This is a genomic window from Chitinivibrionia bacterium (genome assembly GCA_009779925.1).
In the GTDB taxonomy this organism is placed as follows: domain Bacteria; phylum Fibrobacterota; class Chitinivibrionia; order Chitinivibrionales; family Chitinivibrionaceae; genus WRFX01.
On record WRAZ01000031.1, the window covers coordinates 1 to 16,045 of the forward strand.

Annotated in this window: 16 protein-coding genes and 5 tRNA genes; 16 read left to right on the plus strand and 5 right to left on the minus strand. The window is 44.1% G+C overall.

The annotated features are described in order from the left end of the window. Positions 1–241: 241 nt before the first annotated feature. Positions 242–2,359, plus strand: coding sequence for a hypothetical protein (locus FWE23_08430; protein MCL2845459.1), 2,118 nt, complete (start codon positions 242–244; stop codon positions 2,357–2,359). 109 nt (positions 2,360–2,468) lie between these two features. On the opposite strand, the gene FWE23_08435 is transcribed toward FWE23_08430, so the two are convergent. The 3 genes from FWE23_08435 to FWE23_08445 are packed head-to-tail and all read right to left on the minus strand — an operon-like array spanning position 2,469 to position 5,183. After that, entirely contained in the window at positions 2,469–2,720 is a 252-nt protein-coding gene (locus FWE23_08435; protein ID MCL2845460.1) for an acyl carrier protein, read from the minus strand. A gap of 24 nt (positions 2,721–2,744) precedes the next feature. Then, positions 2,745–3,944, minus strand: coding sequence for a hypothetical protein (locus FWE23_08440; GenBank protein ID MCL2845461.1), 1,200 nt, complete (start codon positions 3,942–3,944; stop codon positions 2,745–2,747). 3 nt (positions 3,945–3,947) lie between these two features. Further along, on the minus strand, positions 3,948–5,183 hold the full coding sequence (locus tag FWE23_08445) for a beta-ketoacyl-[acyl-carrier-protein] synthase family protein (protein ID MCL2845462.1): 1,236 nt from the start codon (positions 5,181–5,183) through the stop codon (positions 3,948–3,950). A 222-nt stretch (positions 5,184–5,405) separates the two neighbouring features. On the opposite strand from FWE23_08445, the gene FWE23_08450 reads away from it, so the two are divergent. After that, the gene (locus FWE23_08450) at positions 5,406–6,713 is read left to right on the plus strand and encodes a hemolysin family protein (protein ID MCL2845463.1); all 1,308 of its coding nucleotides are present in this window, start codon (positions 5,406–5,408) and stop codon (positions 6,711–6,713) included. Here the strand turns inward: FWE23_08450 and FWE23_08455 are convergent. Further along, the gene (locus FWE23_08455) at positions 6,705–7,607 is read right to left on the minus strand and encodes a cation diffusion facilitator family transporter (GenBank protein ID MCL2845464.1); all 903 of its coding nucleotides are present in this window, start codon (positions 7,605–7,607) and stop codon (positions 6,705–6,707) included. The two genes, FWE23_08450 and FWE23_08455, sit on opposite strands and share 9 nt — an antisense overlap. Before the next feature lie 159 nt (positions 7,608–7,766). Here FWE23_08455 and FWE23_08460 point away from each other — a divergent pair, with 159 nt between their 5' ends. Further along, a complete protein-coding gene (locus tag FWE23_08460) occupies positions 7,767–9,284 on the plus strand; it encodes a hypothetical protein (protein MCL2845465.1) in 1,518 nt (505 codons plus the stop codon). Between the two features lie 166 nt (positions 9,285–9,450). Here the strand turns inward: FWE23_08460 and FWE23_08465 are convergent, their stop codons facing one another. Next, on the minus strand, positions 9,451–9,660 hold the full coding sequence (locus tag FWE23_08465; GenBank protein MCL2845466.1) for a hypothetical protein: 210 nt from the start codon (positions 9,658–9,660) through the stop codon (positions 9,451–9,453). A gap of 259 nt (positions 9,661–9,919) precedes the next feature. Between FWE23_08465 and FWE23_08470 the strand changes: the two genes are divergently transcribed. From FWE23_08470 to rplK, 13 genes are all read left to right on the plus strand, one after another. Beyond that, complete coding sequence (locus tag FWE23_08470) at positions 9,920–12,352, plus strand: polysaccharide deacetylase family protein (protein ID MCL2845467.1); 2,433 nt, start codon at positions 9,920–9,922, stop codon at positions 12,350–12,352. A 143-nt stretch (positions 12,353–12,495) separates the two neighbouring features. After that, the gene (locus FWE23_08475; protein ID MCL2845468.1) at positions 12,496–12,669 is read left to right on the plus strand and encodes a hypothetical protein; all 174 of its coding nucleotides are present in this window, start codon (positions 12,496–12,498) and stop codon (positions 12,667–12,669) included. Next, positions 12,650–13,258: a hypothetical protein gene (locus FWE23_08480; GenBank protein ID MCL2845469.1), complete on the plus strand. Its 609-nt coding sequence runs from the start codon at positions 12,650–12,652 to the stop codon at positions 13,256–13,258. Before FWE23_08475 ends, FWE23_08480 begins: the two co-directional genes overlap by 20 nt. A 22-nt stretch (positions 13,259–13,280) precedes the next feature. Then, positions 13,281–13,895, plus strand: coding sequence for an ATP-dependent Clp protease proteolytic subunit (locus FWE23_08485; protein MCL2845470.1), 615 nt, complete (start codon positions 13,281–13,283; stop codon positions 13,893–13,895). 94 nt (positions 13,896–13,989) lie between these two features. Then, a tRNA-Thr gene (locus FWE23_08490) sits at positions 13,990–14,065 on the plus strand. A gap of 26 nt (positions 14,066–14,091) precedes the next feature. Then, positions 14,092–14,177: transfer RNA gene (locus FWE23_08495), tRNA-Tyr, on the plus strand. A gap of 40 nt (positions 14,178–14,217) precedes the next feature. Further along, positions 14,218–14,293 (plus strand) — tRNA-Gly (locus tag FWE23_08500). A 5-nt stretch (positions 14,294–14,298) separates the two neighbouring features. Beyond that, a tRNA-Thr gene (locus FWE23_08505) sits at positions 14,299–14,370 on the plus strand. Between the two features lie 127 nt (positions 14,371–14,497). After that, positions 14,498–14,659, plus strand: coding sequence for a 50S ribosomal protein L33 (rpmG, locus tag FWE23_08510; protein ID MCL2845471.1), 162 nt, complete (start codon positions 14,498–14,500; stop codon positions 14,657–14,659). Positions 14,660–14,682: 23 nt separating this feature from the next. Next, positions 14,683–14,758: transfer RNA gene (locus tag FWE23_08515), tRNA-Trp, on the plus strand. 30 nt (positions 14,759–14,788) lie between these two features. Beyond that, positions 14,789–14,968: a preprotein translocase subunit SecE gene (secE, locus tag FWE23_08520; protein ID MCL2845472.1), complete on the plus strand. Its 180-nt coding sequence runs from the start codon at positions 14,789–14,791 to the stop codon at positions 14,966–14,968. Between the two features lie 29 nt (positions 14,969–14,997). After that, positions 14,998–15,570: a hypothetical protein gene (locus FWE23_08525; GenBank protein MCL2845473.1), complete on the plus strand. Its 573-nt coding sequence runs from the start codon at positions 14,998–15,000 to the stop codon at positions 15,568–15,570. Positions 15,571–15,603: 33 nt separating this feature from the next. Further along, positions 15,604–16,029: a 50S ribosomal protein L11 gene (rplK, locus tag FWE23_08530; protein MCL2845474.1), complete on the plus strand. Its 426-nt coding sequence runs from the start codon at positions 15,604–15,606 to the stop codon at positions 16,027–16,029. Positions 16,030–16,045: the final 16 nt, after the last annotated feature.

Genomic DNA, 16,045 nt, shown 5'->3' on the forward strand with positions numbered 1-16,045 from the left:
CTTCGGGACTTCGGGACTTCGGGACTTCGGGACTTCGGGACTTCGGGACTTCGGGACTTCGGGACTTCGGGACTTCGGGACTTCGGGACTTCGGGACTTCGGGCGATAACTACATCTAAAAATAATTTACAATTTGAAAAACTCCTTTGGAGTTTTTATTTGGCGGCTCAAAGAATTGGGTTGTCTTTGTTTATTTTGATCAAAAAAAACATCTTTATTATAAATTTTAGGAGGTTGCTTTATGTGTAAATTTATTAAGGTATTGCAGGTTGTGTTAGTTGTTGCTGTAAATATGTCGATTTTTGCGCAAACTTTAGTATTTAACGAAACTGCTGCTGGCAATCACGGTTCCCGCACTTTTTACGGTCCCGCAGAAATTGAGATTTATATCTTTGGGGCAGGAGGAGGGGGACAAGGTGGGCACGCTCATACATTTTCCTCGACCAAAGGACGTGGCGGTGGCGGTGGTAGCGGAGCTGCGGTTTATATGAGACTTGCTGTAGCAAACACGATTACCTTTGAGGACATACAGGTCGGCGCAGGTGGTGCAGGCGGTTCTTGTTTTTTACAAAGTTTTGGTTCGTGGCAATCAGGCTCTACGGGAAATTCTGGCGGAGCATCATCTATTCGTATTGGTAATACAAATATTGTAGCAGGCGGTGGTACCGGCGGCGGTGGTTCAGGGCAAAATTTAAATGGTGGAAATGGTGGTACGTTAAGCGCGCCGGTTATTTCTGGTGTAGCTGTCATAGAATATAAAGCAATACACGGAAATTGGGGTGAAAACGGAATCAACAATTCGTCGTATGGTGGATATGGCGGTAGTGCTGTGTCAATAAATGATAATTCAGCGGGTAGCGGTGGATGTGGCGATTATGACTGTAATATGTGGGTTGGAATAGGGGACAGCGGCGATAACGGTAAGATTGTAATTATAATTACAAACCATACTGTATTGCCTAACGCAATTCCGCTTTTAGCAAATGCTGTTGCTCCTATTGATGTTCAACATTTTACAGGGTCGGCGATTATTCCGCTTGTTAAAATTAGAGACGGATTGGTTTATTTGGAAAGAGATGTAGATTATGTTGTTGTTTACAGTAATAATGTTAATATCGGAACAGCAACAGCAATTATAACGGGGATCGGTAATTATACAGGAATGATAACAGTAGATTTTGAAATCGTTTTAACAGGGATAAATCTTATAAATATTGATTGGGGTGAAAAAAGGGAATTTGTATTTAACGGACAACCACAATCACCGACTGCAATTGTTAACGGTTTTTCAATAAGAATAGAAGGAGAACAAATAAATGCGGGAAGTCATACAGCTGTTGCTGAATTAGCGGGAAACTATCCAAATGTTATGCTGAGAAACCCTTTTATGCCATATTTAATTACTCCGAAACCACTTACTGTTGATTGGAACGAAAACGCAGTATTTGTCTTCGACCGCACTGTTCAATACCCTCGTGCAACCGTAAGCGACGGCGGCGTGGATATTCCTCTTTCTTCGTATTTGGACGTAAACAATTTCGGAATAAATGCAGGAAGACATTTTGTAGTCGCCGAAATAATCGACCAAAATGTCGCTCGAAATTACACATTAAGCAACCGTCGCCACGGATTTGAAATCGAAAAACGTCCGATTAGCGTTGCTATCGGCACAACTACAGGCGTAAATTTACTGCCGAGCAATACAGCAAGAGATACAATAATAGTTACTCCAAGTTTCTTTGACAATCGGGTAGATTTAGAAAATCTTATTGCAACGCTTGTAGATTTAACGAACTTCTCCCGCGACCCAAACACCAACCAATACGACGACATAAGCGTTTTTGGCGATGCCCGTCCCACGGTAAGAATTATAGACCCTGAAGCCGAAATCGAAGCTTCATCGCGCTTCGGACGTTCGGACGACCTTGTAAGATACCGATTATATTTGCTGAGAATAGAAACCGAGGGAATGCTTGCAGTGAATTACCAGATCGGAGCAACGGAATTTTTTATAAGAACGGAAGAGTTTCGTCCAAGTTTTATTCGTCAAAATACCTCGCGGGATAACCGATACGGGATTATTCTCGAAAATGCGGTTGTATCGGATTTTGCGAGAATTTCGGTAATTACCCCCGAACAAGCAACAGTGAATTTGGCGATTTTCGATAATTTGGGCAATGTGGTGTTTTCGACCGTAGAGACAAGGCATGCCTTGTCTAATAACACCGAATTTACGTGGAATTTAACCAACCAATCAGACAGATTTGTCGCCAACGGCACATACATGATTATCGTCGAGGCAGTCGGTATCAGCGGAAGAAGATATTTGTATTCGGCGAGGGTTGGAGTAAATCGCTGATTTTAACGTAGGGGCAAATCATCATTTGCCCTTATTTTCAATAGCCACAAAAAAAGGGCGCCGAAAAATATCTTTCGCCACCCTTTTAAAAAGAAAATATACAAGAAAATTAAATGTATTTTTCTACTTTCGCAACGCAGGCATCGATGGAAATAAGTTCGGGGAATTCCGTTTCGGGGATTTTTACGCCAAAATTCTTTTCTATACCTGCCAAGATTTCCAAAAGAGCCATTGAGTCTAAACCCAAATCCTCTACTAAATGCGCGCTGTCGGTCACTTTGTCTTCGTCGATGTCCATATCTTCTGCGATATTGACGATGATTTCGCGAATTTTGCTCTTAATTTCTGCTGTTGTAGCCATTTCACACTCCTTTTCTTTAAATATTTATTGTGCTTTTTTTATTACCATTGCCGCGCAGTTCCCGTCGGGAGAACACGATAATACTACCGCATAATCTTTTTCTATGGGATGTTCCTGCTTTCTTATCAAATTTATGCCTTCCACCTTTGAATAACCGTCGGTGAAAATCGGCGATACTTTCTTTTTCTGCAAATCTGCGATTGCCGCCGCAACGGATAACGCTCCGCTTGCGCCCCACGCTTCTCCGAATTTTTGCTTGTAGCACGCAACGGGCATTTCTTCGCCGAACACTCGCGTAATAACCCTTGCGTGAGCCAAATCGCTGGATAAACTGTTTGCGGAAGAAGCGACAAAGGCAATGTCTTCCGCTGAAATTTTTGCCTTGCGAAGCGCTTCTCTGACGACATATTCCATAACGTCGCCGTCGATATTTGTGCCGTATTTGCCGCCATTAGGGTCAAATCCGCTTGAATATCCTTCTATTGTTGCGATTGGTTTTCTGCCGTTCTTGTCTGCGTATTTTGGGTCTTCTACCAAAAACATTCCCACGCCCTCGCCTAAAATATAACCCTGCGGCGTTTGTGAAAACGGACGAATTCTGCTGTCTGCTGAAAGGTGCCCGTCGGCTATTGCCGCGCCGAACATATATACGGAAGCTTCTTCGAGCCCTGCGTATAAAATAGACGGCAAATACCCCTGCGCAATGTGGTCGCAGGTATAAATAAGCCCTTCAAGTCCCGACGAAAGTCCTGTCGAAAGCGTTCCCGAAAGGTTTTTTATGTTGTAGCGAATATTTGCGTTTCCTGCAGGGGAGTTCATAACCGTGTTTCCGAAAAGTCCGGGATTAACCGCATCAACGCCGTAGCGAATTGAGTCGGTGATGAAATTTCCGATTGACTCGACCGAGCCGAAAGCCGTGCCGACCATAAGACCGGGGCGCTCTTCGTCGCTCAAACTTTCCAAATATTCTTTAAAGCCTGTTTCTATGCCCGCCATAAGAATTTTTGTCGCTTTGTCGAGCGTGCGCAAACCTTTTTTGCCCAAAATTTCTTTAGGCTCAAAGTCGGGGGCGGTAAAAATATACTGCTCGCTCGGCAAATCAAACATTTCAAAACTCTGAACTTTGCTCGGCGCGATATCGTTTGCAAGGTTTTTTTTCATTGCGTCAAAGCCAATTCCCAAACTGCAAATCGTGTTGATTTTCGTAATTACAAATCTTGACATTTTTTATTCCTCCCCTTCGTATTTTTTGAGGACGATTGCCGATGTGTTTCCGCCGAAAGCGTACGCGTTAGATATAATAACCTTTAATTCCGCGTCGCGAGCGGTGTTTGGCACATAATCCAAATCGCAGTCGGGGTCGGGCGTTTGGTAATTTATCGTCGGTAAAATTTTGTTTTCTTTGAGCATTAAAAGGGAAGCCGCCGCTTCTATAGCGCTTGCCGCTCCCATTGTGTGTCCGAGCATTGATTTGAGCGACGACATCGGAATTTTATGCGCGTTTTCGCCGAAAACCATTTTGGCTACGGTTGTTTCGGCTTTGTCGTTGGCGGGCGTTCCCGTTCCGTGCGCGCAAATATAACTTACGTCTTTTTTGCTGATTTTTGAATTTGCTATCGCGCGCTCCATTGCCAAAATTCCGCCTGCGCCTTCGGGGTGGGGAGCGGTCATATCGTGCGCATCACAACCCAAGCCGTATCCCAAAACCTCGCCGTAAATTTGCGCTCCGCGAGCAAGCGCGCTTTCCAGAGTTTCCATAACCAAAATTGCCGCGCCTTCCGAAACCGCCATTCCGACCCTGTTTTTGTCGAACGGTCTGCAAACGTCCAAGGTTGTCGCGAGCAAGCGGTTAAATCCGCAGAAAGCGATAGTTGCAAACGGGTCGCTTCCGCCTGCAAGCGCATAGTCGATACGTCCCATTCTCAGCAAATCGAATGCGTATCCGATAGCCCAGTTTCCTGCGGCGCACGCCGTGGGTATGAGCGTTGTCGGTCCTTTTGTTCCCAAATAGCGCGCAACGTTTGCGGGAATTGTGTTTGCAGGATATTTTAAACTTTCGCCTTTTGCTACGTCTTTAAGGATTTTATCTTCTTTGGTGAATTGGCTCAGAATGTTTTGAATTACTTGCGGCTCGCCCATAGTTGTTCCTATCGAAACTCCTACTCTGTGCAGATTTACGCTGTCGTCGAGCTTCAGCTTTGCGTCGTCGAGCGCCATTCTTGCCGCGGCTACCGCGAACTGTCCTGCTCGTCCCATTGCTTGGACTTCTTTGCTCGCAAGATAGGTGTTCGGGTCAAAATCTTTGACTTCACCGCCTGTTTTGCTGCGATATTCGCTTGTGTCAAATGATGTTATGGGCAAAACTCCGTTGGTGCCTTTTACGGCAGCGTCCCAGAATTTCTCCTTGCCTGTTCCAATCGGGCTGATTATCCCCATTCCGCTGACTACCACTTTTTTTGGCATATTTACTCCGTTTAGTAAAAAGTCGATGTTCGGTACAATTTGCCATAAAATAATAAATAATTCGCCGTTAAGTCAAGTTTTTCCGTTGATTGCACTAATTTGCGTTTGTTTGCAATTCTCTCGAGGCGTTGCAAGAAGCGCTTACGCTAACATATAACTTGCGCGAGAAAGTGTGCAGAAATTATATTTATGGTTAAAATCTTGCAAAATTAGGAGGAAAGTTTGATAGAAGGTATTATTCTACTTATTATATTGACGGCGATAAGCGGTGTTCTTTCGTCTTTGGAAATTGCGCTCAGTTCGTCGAATAAAAACAAAGTTAAGGCGCTTGCGGAAGACGGAGATAAGTCCGCTCAACGGCTTTTTTCCGCGATGAAAAATCCGGGGAAGTTTTTTGCCACGACCCAGCTTTACATAACTTTTATAGCGTATTTTATGGGTGCGTTTGCCGCGGCTTTATTCACCGAGCCTCTTGCGCAGTTTGTTTTATATTTCGGATTGCCTGTCTCCGAGAGTTTGACGGAATTTGCGGTATTCTTGTTTATAACCGCCACTCTTACGTATCTTGCGCTTGTCTTTGGCGAACTTGTTCCAAAACGCATAGTTGTTCAGCATCCTATGTCTTTTGCGCTTAAATCGATTGGTTTTCTGAATTTTCTTTCGGCTGTCGGAATGCCGTTTGTAAAATTGCTTTCGTTTTCTTCGACGATTGTTCTTGAGATTATGGGAATTAAGGATAAAGCCAATCCGAATGACATAATTACCCGTGAAGACGTCCGTATGATGGTGGAAGCAAGCGGCGAACACGGGCATATTGCCGAAACCGAGCAGGATATGATAGAAAATATTTTTGAATTCGACAAACTTACCGCCAACGACGTTTGTACTCACCGCATAGACGTAGTCGCGCTTCCGATAGACGCGGATTACGAGCAGATTATAGATGTTTTTCTTAAAGAGCATTACTCGCGCCTTCCGATTTACGAGGAAAGCCTGGACAATGTTGTCGGCATTCTGCATCAAAAAGACCTTATGCCGTATCTTGCGCAAAAAACCGACGCTCCCTTTGATTTAAAGTCTTTATTACGCGAGCCGTATTTTGTTTTGTCGAGCAAACGCACCGACGAGCTTTTGCAGGAGATGCGCAAAAAAATGATATGTATGGCGGTTGTCGTGGATGAATACGGCGGTATGACGGGCATAGTTTCGACGGATGACTTGGTAGAATCCATAATGGGAAGCATAAAAGACGAATACGACGACGAAGAAATCCCCGAAATTTCGCCTGTGGACGAAAACAATTTCCGCATACAAGGCAGTGCTTCGCTCGGAAGTGTTCAGGATTTCTTGCAAATTGCGCTTCCGACCGACGACTACGAAACGCTAAGCGGTTTTTTGGTGGGGCTTTTGGGCTACATCCCGCAAGAAGGCGAAACTCCGCAAATTTCTTACGAAAACTTTAATTTTAAGGTCGAAATCGTGGAAGAAAAGCGGGTTGCAGTGGCGCTTGCAAGTCGCAATTTAGATTGACGGCTTGTTCAGCTCGCGCCCTAACGGCTCCACGTGAACAGTTGCTGTCATACCGAAATTTTTCTCTATAATATCCTCAATTCTGCTTGCTATTTCGTGTCCTGTTTTTATGTTTTGACTGCCGTCCAAGCGAATATGAAACGTTAGCTCCTTGTGCGAGACATAATTGTGAAGATGAAAATGATGAAGTTCCATATTTTCGGGATATACGTCTGCAACTGCTTTCTTTATCGAATTTATTAAGTCTTTCGACGGCATTTCGCCCAAAAGTTTATTTATGGTTTCGTGCATTATATGATAGGTCGCGTAAAAAAGCATAAGCGCAATAATTATTCCGAGCACGCCGTCCATCCACCAAACCTCAAAAAATTTCGAGATTACTATTCCTATTAAAACGGGAACTGACGACAACGCGTCGCTTCGGTGGTGCCAACCGTCGGCTATTAGGCTTGCGTTATCGAATTTTTTTCCGAGATAATACGCCCATTGCGCCATTGCTTCCTTTACGACTATGGAGCCTGCGGTGATTACAATGGCAAGCGTTCCGAACACAACATTTTTTTCGCCGCCGCCCGTAAGCAGGAGTATGGATTCGCGCAAAAACTCAAATGCGATAATTCCCAAAAATACGGCAATAAAAAGCGCGGCTAACTGCTCCCACCTTCCGTGTCCGAAAGGGTGTTCTTTGTCTGCCTTTTTGGATGATAATTTTGTGGATATTATAACTATTATGGAAGTAAGCGAATCCGAAAGCGTGTGCCAAGCGTCCGCCGCCAATGCGATTGACCCCGTTATTACGCTGACCCACATTTTTGCGGCAAACAGCACCGCGTTTCCCAATACGGAAACTATGCCTTCGACATATCCCGCTTTTGTTTTATCCATTTTACCCATAATCAGGCGTCCTTTTTTTCGAGATGTGAATTTTAGCTAATCATACAAAAATACTATTAAGTTATGCGCTAAGTCAATTTTTTGAGCAAAAATTCTGAATTGTTGTTATCTTTTAAGTGGGTATCTTTAAACGAAACCTTAAAATAAGGAGTTTTAGCAATGAAAAAAATAATGTTTTTTATGGCAACATTTCTTTTCACGGCAACATCTTTTGCACAGACGGCTGCATCAACCACATCGCCAATACCGAACCCGCCTCAGTTTATTGTAATGGGAAGCGACGATAACACGCACGCGGCAGCGTTCAGATGGATGGCGGACGTTATGAGCGGCGCTCGCGGGTTGGAAACGGACAGAGGCACAAACTTTGACGGAAGCAAAAGATATATGTCGTTCTATGTAAATACTTCCGGCTGGGGTAATCCCGCTGTTTCAGCCAATGCTTTGGTGCAGGCGGCGCAACACGCGTACGGATTAGGGCATTCTATCAGCAATCACACGCACAGGCACTCGCGTTTTGTCGGCGGAGGAAATTGGAACGCTCCCCTAACGGGAGATCATCCGAATAATCACACGATAAGAATGGGCTTGGAAGCCGTATATGTTGCAATAGACTCCGCGCGTATCAGAATGATAGAAGCAGGAATTCCGCAAGCGCATCAATTCGGTTTTCGCACACCGTTTTTGACGTATTCCGATACCGCATTTACTGCTATGAGAATGGCGGGAATTTTGTATGACTGCTCAATAGAGGCGATTATCGGACGTCCGGGTAATACGCATTTCCCCTATACTTTGGATAATATTTCGGGAACGCCGAATGCCGTCGATGCAAACGGCAATGTCGCTCCCGATAACAGAGGGCATTGGGGGAGGCGACAAACATTTGACGGTCAAGTTGTGCAAAACGTAGTGCGTGAACACCCCGGACTTTGGGTTTTGCCCGCTTCATTGGTGGCTATTCACCCCGATGATTTGGAAGCAATTACAGCAAAAAGAGCAAGTTGGATGAGTGGCGACTTAATAACGGGTTTTGACTATAATTTATGGAACCAAGCGATGATGACCGAAGATGAAACCGTTAATGCGCTTATGCACACACTGCGACTGCACCTAAACGGCAACCGCGCTCCGTTTACATTCGGACCGCATTCGCAGTTCTTTTTCACATTACCGCCTCCGGGAAATTTCCCGAACCTCACATTTGCGCAAAGACAGCGAGCGTTTGAAAGATTTGTAGCGTACGCAAGTGAAATCCCCGATGTTTTCTTTGTTTCAGGCGATATGGTTATCCATTGGATGAAAGCGCCTGTTTGCGCAAAGTGCTTTAACCCCGAAGATTATTTCCGCGGTCCTCGTGAAAACTACACGCCGTGTCCTCCCAACTGTCAAGGTCCCGCTTCAATAGACCCAAGCAGAACAAGCAACCGAAACACGGTAAGCGGCTTGCGAATAGGCGCGCTCAGAGCGGGAAATCTGAGTTTGAACGTTGCAAATGCGGGTATATATACAGTATTCGTTCACAGCGTTGACGGCAAAATGCTCGCAAAAACACACGCAAACCTGAACGCAGGCGCAAATTCTGTAAATATAGGTCAAAATTTAGCAAGGGGAGTAGCGATTGTCAGAGTAGCAAACGCAAACACGGTTTCGCAAAGAAGAATATCAATAAGGTAAAAAAACACAAGTATGAAAAAAAAGAAAGGCAGGGATAATTCCCTGCCTAATTTGTTGTTTGCCTGTTAAATTAAGCCCTTGCGCTGTAAATGTTCGCCAATAAGCGCAAGAACGCCCAAACCTGCTATAATTGCCATAAATGGCAACGCTACTGTTTGAAGTGCTATCATTTTGAACCTCCTCTCGCTAAAATAATACTCATAAGAGCACCGCCGACCGTTAGGATAATGCCGAGCCGCGTGTCCTCAAAATCACCCAAAACCAAAGTGGCAAGTAATACCAAACTTCCGCCGCCTGCCAAACTACTTAAACACTCTCGCTTACTTGCTATATAGTTAAGTGTAAATTCTATAAAGCGAAATAAAAACTTTCCCACTTCCGCACCTTTCTGCAAAAACTTTCATTCTGTCTTTTCTGTTAAAATACATTCTTGACTTCAAACCACGCAAGACCAACCTTGCTTTTTCTCCAAAATGGGCTTTTGCTCGACAAAACGCATGGTCGAGGAGAGGAAAACACCCCCTCTCGAAAACAAAAAAAACGACGCATAACGCAAAAAAACGAGCAAAATTTAAAAAAAGTACTTATACTTATGTGAAGTTAGATTTTAACAAAACGAACAAAAGGAGTTTTTTATGGTTTCAAAAACAAAGTTTTTCGCAATGTCATTGATGGCGACATTGTTTATGTTTACAGCGACGACATTCGCGCAAAATGTGGCGGCATCGACAAGTGCCCCCGGCGGCATAGAGAGAGAACAAGTGCCGCAGTTTATCGTTATCGGAAGCGATGACAATACAAATGCAGATGCTATGAGATGGATGGTCGGCGTAATGGAAGGCAGAAGGCACGACGGAACCACTTTTAGCGCTACAAACCACGACGGCAGTAAAAGACGTATGAGCTTTTATGTAAATACGGCAGCAGGTACAAACGGTGGGGCAAACCCTACTTCCAGTACGGCTTGGGCAAACAACGAAGATTTGAAAAATTCTGTTGTTGAAGCGTACAGAGCAGGGCATTCAATCGGAAACCACACTCACTCGCACCCTCACTTTGTGACATCTGCGGCTGGTCCAAATGCAGGTAGTTATATGTCTGCTGAAGATGTCCGTCAAGAAATACTTGACGCTCGTAGTGCAATGGCGGCAGCAGGTATTCCTTTGGCACATCAATTCGGTTTTCGTACGCCGTTTTTAGCGTATTCAGATATTTCGATGGGCGTTGTAAGAGAATTAGGCTTTTTGTATGATTGCTCAATAGAGGCAACAGTTGGAATGGCTGGCGGAACCACCGGAGGCGCTAACTTTCCTTATACGCTTCACGCGGCTTCTCCCGATAATGCAGGTTCTTGGTGGGTAAATAATCCTGCTAATGCCGGTCTTCATACACGTGTAGGCGACCATCCCGGACTTTGGCAGTTATTAGCAACGCAGGTAGAAATTGCTCCGCAAGACCGTGCCGCAGTTGTAAGACCGAATTGGATGATTGGCGGTGAGGCGTGTAATCCACCTGTTGGAGATAATCCACCTGTTTGTTGGATGAACCCTGATCTTTGGACAATGTCAGGTCTCGACTATAATTTGTGGGCTCCGTTAAGCGCAAGCGGATTGGCAATGAACGAAGATCAAACATATAATGCGCTTATGCACACATTGCAACAGCATTTGGACGGAAACCGCGCGCCGTTTACTTTCGGTGCTCACTCACAGTATTATTTCCAACCCGACAATGCTTATCCGAATATTAACGCGAACGCAAGACGCAGAGCATTTGAAAGATTTATAGAGTCAGCGAGCCAACTTGAAAATGTATTCTTTGTTTCGGGCGATATGGTTATCCGTTGGATGAAAAATCCTGTTCCTCTTTCTTCATTTAATGTAAATGACCTTTTTGAGGGTTATACAGGCGGCGGCTTTACTGCCGTTAACCGCATTGATGGCGTTCCCACAACTGCGAATGTAGGCGTGTTGAATTTGACAGGTCAAGTAGTTCCTGCAAGTGCTACTAACAGGAATATTATTTGGTCGGTTTATAACCAAGGAACAACAGGCGCCACAATAGACGGCAACACTTTGAATACCACAGGAGCAGGAATCGTAGTAGTAAGAGCAACAATTACCAATGGAGCAAGCGAAACAAGCAACTACACACAGAATTTCAACATTACTGTAAGCGAAACTGTTGTCGGTGAATTTTTTGAACTTATCGATTGGGAACATACGAATTGGGGAGCATTCACAGAATATACCGAGGAAGGCATCGTGTTGGATGATAACTCTGCTACAAGTATAACGTCGCAACCGCAAGAGCCGTTAATCGGTTCTATGACTTTGGGAACAAGAGATGGTGGTGCACTACCTGACCGTGTTGATCCGTGGCCATATTTGGGAATTGCGGCATATTATGACGAAGACTTCTTCGACAATCTTCAGTATGTTGAAATTACATATACTTCGGATAATTTCTTCTTTGTAGCTATCGGTTCTACTTTGAGAGTTGGCACCACCCCTGTTGATTATGCTTTCAGATTACCTGCGGCGCCCAGTGGAAATACAGTTGCGATACCATTGTCTGCTTTCCAAGCGCCACGCTGGATGCGGGCAGATGGAGGCTGGGGCGGAACACTTGCACAAGGAACTCTCGACCAAATAGAAAGAAGCCAGATTGCACCGGGAATTACATTCACAATAACTGCTGATCCTGAAACAGGTGCTACATTCGAGGGACACACGGTTAATTTCACTGTTTCTTCGGTTAAAATGTGGGATGGTACGCCTGCTTCAATCAATCCGCATACACGCAACAACAGCGCTGTAAGAAGAGCGGGCAACAGCATCCAAATTAACAACTTCCGTGCAGGAAATCTTAATTTGAATGTAGGACAATCGGGTTTATATACCGTTTCTATTCACGACGTTTCGGGTAGAGTGCTTGCGCAAACACGCACAAATCTTGTAGCAGGAACAAATTCGCTCAGCATTGGTCAAAACTTGGCAAGAGGTATAGCGATTGTAAGAATAGAAGGCGCAAACGCAACCTTGGTGAGAAGAATTTCGGTTAGATAAAAACGAATTTAGGCTATTTACAAGGGCAGGCACGTCGTCTGCCCTTTTTTATTTGTAGTTTTCTTTATTTTACTCCACATTTCAATTAGGGCAAATATTATTTTGCAGTGTGTTTTGTTGTTTTTAGACGGAAGGTTTGTGTTATGAAAGCAATAAGTTTTTTTTCTTATAACCGAAAAATGAGGACATATTCGCAGATTATGAAAGATTTGTGCGTGCGATATTTCCACGGCAATGTAAAAGCGCAACTCGGAAGAATTATAACGGAAGAAGACGTTGCTGCAAGAAGGAGAAAAATTGCCAAATACGTGTTCTGACTCAAAGGAATTACAAGACCTGTTTGACGAAGCGGAAATGCTTATGAAAAAGATAGAGCTGGTATATGACGACAAGTATTTTGCGCCTGCTTCGAACGAACTTCGCTACGCTTTTGGGCATTATTTGAAGTATCAAAACGGAAATAATGAAGAAGATTACACGAAAGCCAAAAATCATATTCAGAGAGCAATTTATGACGCTAAAGAATTTATTGCAACAACATTCCTTGAAAGAATCAAAGATTTTGAGAAAGAATATAAGTCTGTTGCTATAACTGCAGTTGTTTCGGATTGGATTTGCATACGCAAAAAATTAAATGAAATTAACAAGCAGCTGTCTGAAAGCAAAGAATTAAAGGAAAGTATGTCTTTGTTTAACGAAATGTACGTTGACTTGTCTGATATAGTAAAAACTGTGGAAGCGGCGATTCCCGAGCTTGATAAAATGCGCAGAAGTGATTTTTTGGCTAAATTTATACCGATTGCCATAGCGATAATCAGTATTTTGTTTTCGATATTTATAGCGAGTAATACGTGCTGGGATAGCTCAGGTGTTTTAGGTTTTCCCGCAAGGCACATTAATGAATAAATAATACAAAAAGGAGTGAATTATGTCTTTTCGTAATGATGACGACGATGATGATTGCGACAAAAAGAAAGATGAGAAAAAGGACGAGCAGGGCGGTGTTCAAAACAAAATAGCGGAAAAATTCTTGGAAGACCGAGCAATTTTTATCTGGGAAGGCGTGAATGACAAAAGCGCGCGAGCGGTTGTTCAGCAGATATTGTATTTCGATTCGCTTAATTCGGACGATATAACATTGTATATAAACAGCCCGGGCGGCTCTATTTCGGCGGGGCTTGCAATTTACGACGCTATGCAATTCGCAAAATCTGATATACGCACGATATGTATGGGACAGGCGGCTTCGTTTGGAGCGGTCTTGCTTGCGGCAGGCACAAAAGGCAAGCGCGATATATGGGAAAACGCCCGCGTAATGATACACCAACCGCTTATTATGGGAAATATGGTCGGCGTTGCTTCCGATATTGAGATACAGGCGGAAGAAATGCTTCGTATAAAAGGAATTATGAACGGTATTCTTGCAAAACATACGGGGCAAAGCGTTGAAAAAATAGAGGAAGATACCGACAGAGACAATTTTTTGTCGGCTGACGATACGGTAAATTACGGGCTTGCAGACAACGTAATTAAAAAAGTTTAAGTTTTTTTGCACTTCCCCCTTGACAGAGCATTGCGCATAATGGTATTTTACCCCTGCTTTGCTCATAAAAAGTTTGAGAGATGCAAATCTTATTGCCGGTGTAGCTCAGTTGTTAGAGCATCCGACTTGTAATCGGAAGCGCGGGGGTTAGAGTCCCTCCACCGGCTCCAGAGCAAAAAGCGTGAAGGATATTTTTGGGTAAGTGTCCGAGTGGCTAAAGGAGGCGGACTGTAAATCCGCTGGCGTACGCCTACGGTGGTTCGAACCCACCCTTGCCCACCACCATCGTCGCTAGTGCGGCGTATAGAGTAGAATATAGAAAGCGGGTGTAGCTCAATGGCTAGAGCCCTACCCTTCCAAGGTAGTTGTTGTGAGTTCGAGTCTCATCACCCGCTCCACTCTTGCCCAAGTAGCTCAGTGGTGGAGCACTTCCTTGGTAAGGAAGAGGTCGGCGGTTCAATCCCGCTCTTGGGCTCTCCGGAGCGTTGGGGGTGGAAAAAAACGCAAAATTTATTTTTTTTCGGATTGTGCGTGTGCGCTTAATGTATTTTTGTCGGGCAAATTTGAGATTATTTTGTTAAATATAAAAGGAAGTTAATTGTATGGCTAAGGGAACAAGAGAGATTGTAATACTTGAATGCACTACTTGCAAAGAGCGTAATTACACTACTACAAAGAACAAGAAGACGCATTCCGGAAGGATTGAACAGACAAAGTTTTGTCCACGCGAGCGTGCAAGAACGCTCCATAAAGAGACAAAGTAAGGTTAGGAATTCTGGTGTTTTACAGGTGTGTAGCTCAATTGGTAGAGTAGTGGTCTCCAAAACCATTGGTTGCGGGTTCGAGTCCTGCCACGCCTGCCACTTTTTTGGAACAGAAGGAAAAGGAAGATTATGCAGCGATTAGTTAAGTATTTTAAAGATGTTGTAGCTGAGATGAAATTGGTTACTTGGCCTACTCGCGACGAAGTGCTCGCCGCGACTGTTTTGGTCGTTGTGTTCGCTATTGTAATGGCATTGGTCGTTGCAGGTATAGATGTGGTTCTCGAGAGAGCGCTCGGTTTGGTGATTTGATTAACAAAGAAATTTCGGAGAGTTGATATATGGATGCTAAGTGGTTCGTTATACAGACCTATTCGTCGCAAGAGTCAAGGATTGCCGACGATATAAACAGGTTTGTTGAGATGAAGTTTTCCAGCTTTTCAAATGATAAAAAGTTGAATAAACTTCTGACGGATAGTATAGCGGAAGCGAAAAGTCCGCAGAAAGAAGTTGTTTCTGTGAAAAACGGTAAAGCCGTTAAAAGTATCAGAAAGGATTTCCCCTGCTATGTGTTGGTGAATATGGTGTTGAACGAAGAAAGTAAATCGTTTGTGACAAGAATTCCCGGCGTATTGGGCTTTTTGGGCGGCGTGAGAAATCCGCAGCCGATCAAAGAAGCCGAAATGGAACGGATAATGGGCAGAGACGCGTCGCAGGAAACTGTTGTGGAAGCGCCCGAAAATCCGTTCAGAGTAGATGACGCGGTTAAAATAACTGTTGGTTCATTCAAGGGCTTTGGCGGTGAAATTATCAAGATGAATTTGGAAAAAGGTAAGGCGACCGTCAATGTAATGGTGTTCGGAAGAGCAACGCCCGTTGAAGTGGATTTCTCGCAAATCGAGCCGTTGTCGTAATGATTGAGAAGAAGTTAAATTTGGAGGTTAAAGTTGGCTAAAAAAGTAGTAGGGCAGATTAAACTTGCTCTCGAAGCCGCAAAAGCGAACCCGTCGCCGCCGGTAGGACCTGCATTGGGTCAGCACGGCGTTAATATTATGGAGTTCTGCAAAGCGTATAACGCAAAAACTCAGGATCAGGCGGGAATGATTATCCCTGTTGTGATTACGGTTTATGCGGACAAATCGTTTTCGTTTATTACAAAAACACCACCTATGTCGTATCTTATTAAAAAAGAATTGGGTCTCAAAAGCGGCTCAAAAGTTCCTAATAAGGAGAAGGTCGGTAAATTGACGAAAGCGCAGGTAGAAAAAATTGTTAAGATTAAGTTGCCCGATTTGAATTGCGATAATGAAGCGTCGGCGGCTGAAATGGTAATAGGCAGTGCGCGCAGTATGGGCGTTGAAGTCGAAGCATAAGCGAGAGGTAAAGAGA

What these genes read in the sequence shown, in the direction of transcription:
- FWE23_08470 (MCL2845467.1), top strand. Translation starts at nt 9,920, where the DNA reads ATGGTTTCAAAAACAAAGTTTTTCGCAATGTCATTGATGGCGACATTG.
- FWE23_08445 (MCL2845462.1), bottom strand. Translation starts at nt 5,183, where the DNA reads ATGCCAAAAAAAGTGGTAGTCAGCGGAATGGGGATAATCAGCCCGATT.
- FWE23_08435 (MCL2845460.1), bottom strand. Translation starts at nt 2,720, where the DNA reads ATGGCTACAACAGCAGAAATTAAGAGCAAAATTCGCGAAATCATCGTC.
- FWE23_08430 (MCL2845459.1), top strand. Translation starts at nt 242, where the DNA reads ATGTGTAAATTTATTAAGGTATTGCAGGTTGTGTTAGTTGTTGCTGTA.
- FWE23_08525 (MCL2845473.1), top strand. Translation starts at nt 14,998, where the DNA reads ATGGATGCTAAGTGGTTCGTTATACAGACCTATTCGTCGCAAGAGTCA.
- FWE23_08440 (MCL2845461.1), bottom strand. Translation starts at nt 3,944, where the DNA reads ATGTCAAGATTTGTAATTACGAAAATCAACACGATTTGCAGTTTGGGA.
- FWE23_08485 (MCL2845470.1), top strand. Translation starts at nt 13,281, where the DNA reads ATGTCTTTTCGTAATGATGACGACGATGATGATTGCGACAAAAAGAAA.
- FWE23_08460 (MCL2845465.1), top strand. Translation starts at nt 7,767, where the DNA reads ATGAAAAAAATAATGTTTTTTATGGCAACATTTCTTTTCACGGCAACA.
- FWE23_08455 (MCL2845464.1), bottom strand. Translation starts at nt 7,607, where the DNA reads ATGGGTAAAATGGATAAAACAAAAGCGGGATATGTCGAAGGCATAGTT.
- FWE23_08475 (MCL2845468.1), top strand. Translation starts at nt 12,496, where the DNA reads ATGAAAGCAATAAGTTTTTTTTCTTATAACCGAAAAATGAGGACATAT.
- secE (MCL2845472.1), top strand. Translation starts at nt 14,789, where the DNA reads ATGCAGCGATTAGTTAAGTATTTTAAAGATGTTGTAGCTGAGATGAAA.
- rpmG (MCL2845471.1), top strand. Translation starts at nt 14,498, where the DNA reads ATGGCTAAGGGAACAAGAGAGATTGTAATACTTGAATGCACTACTTGC.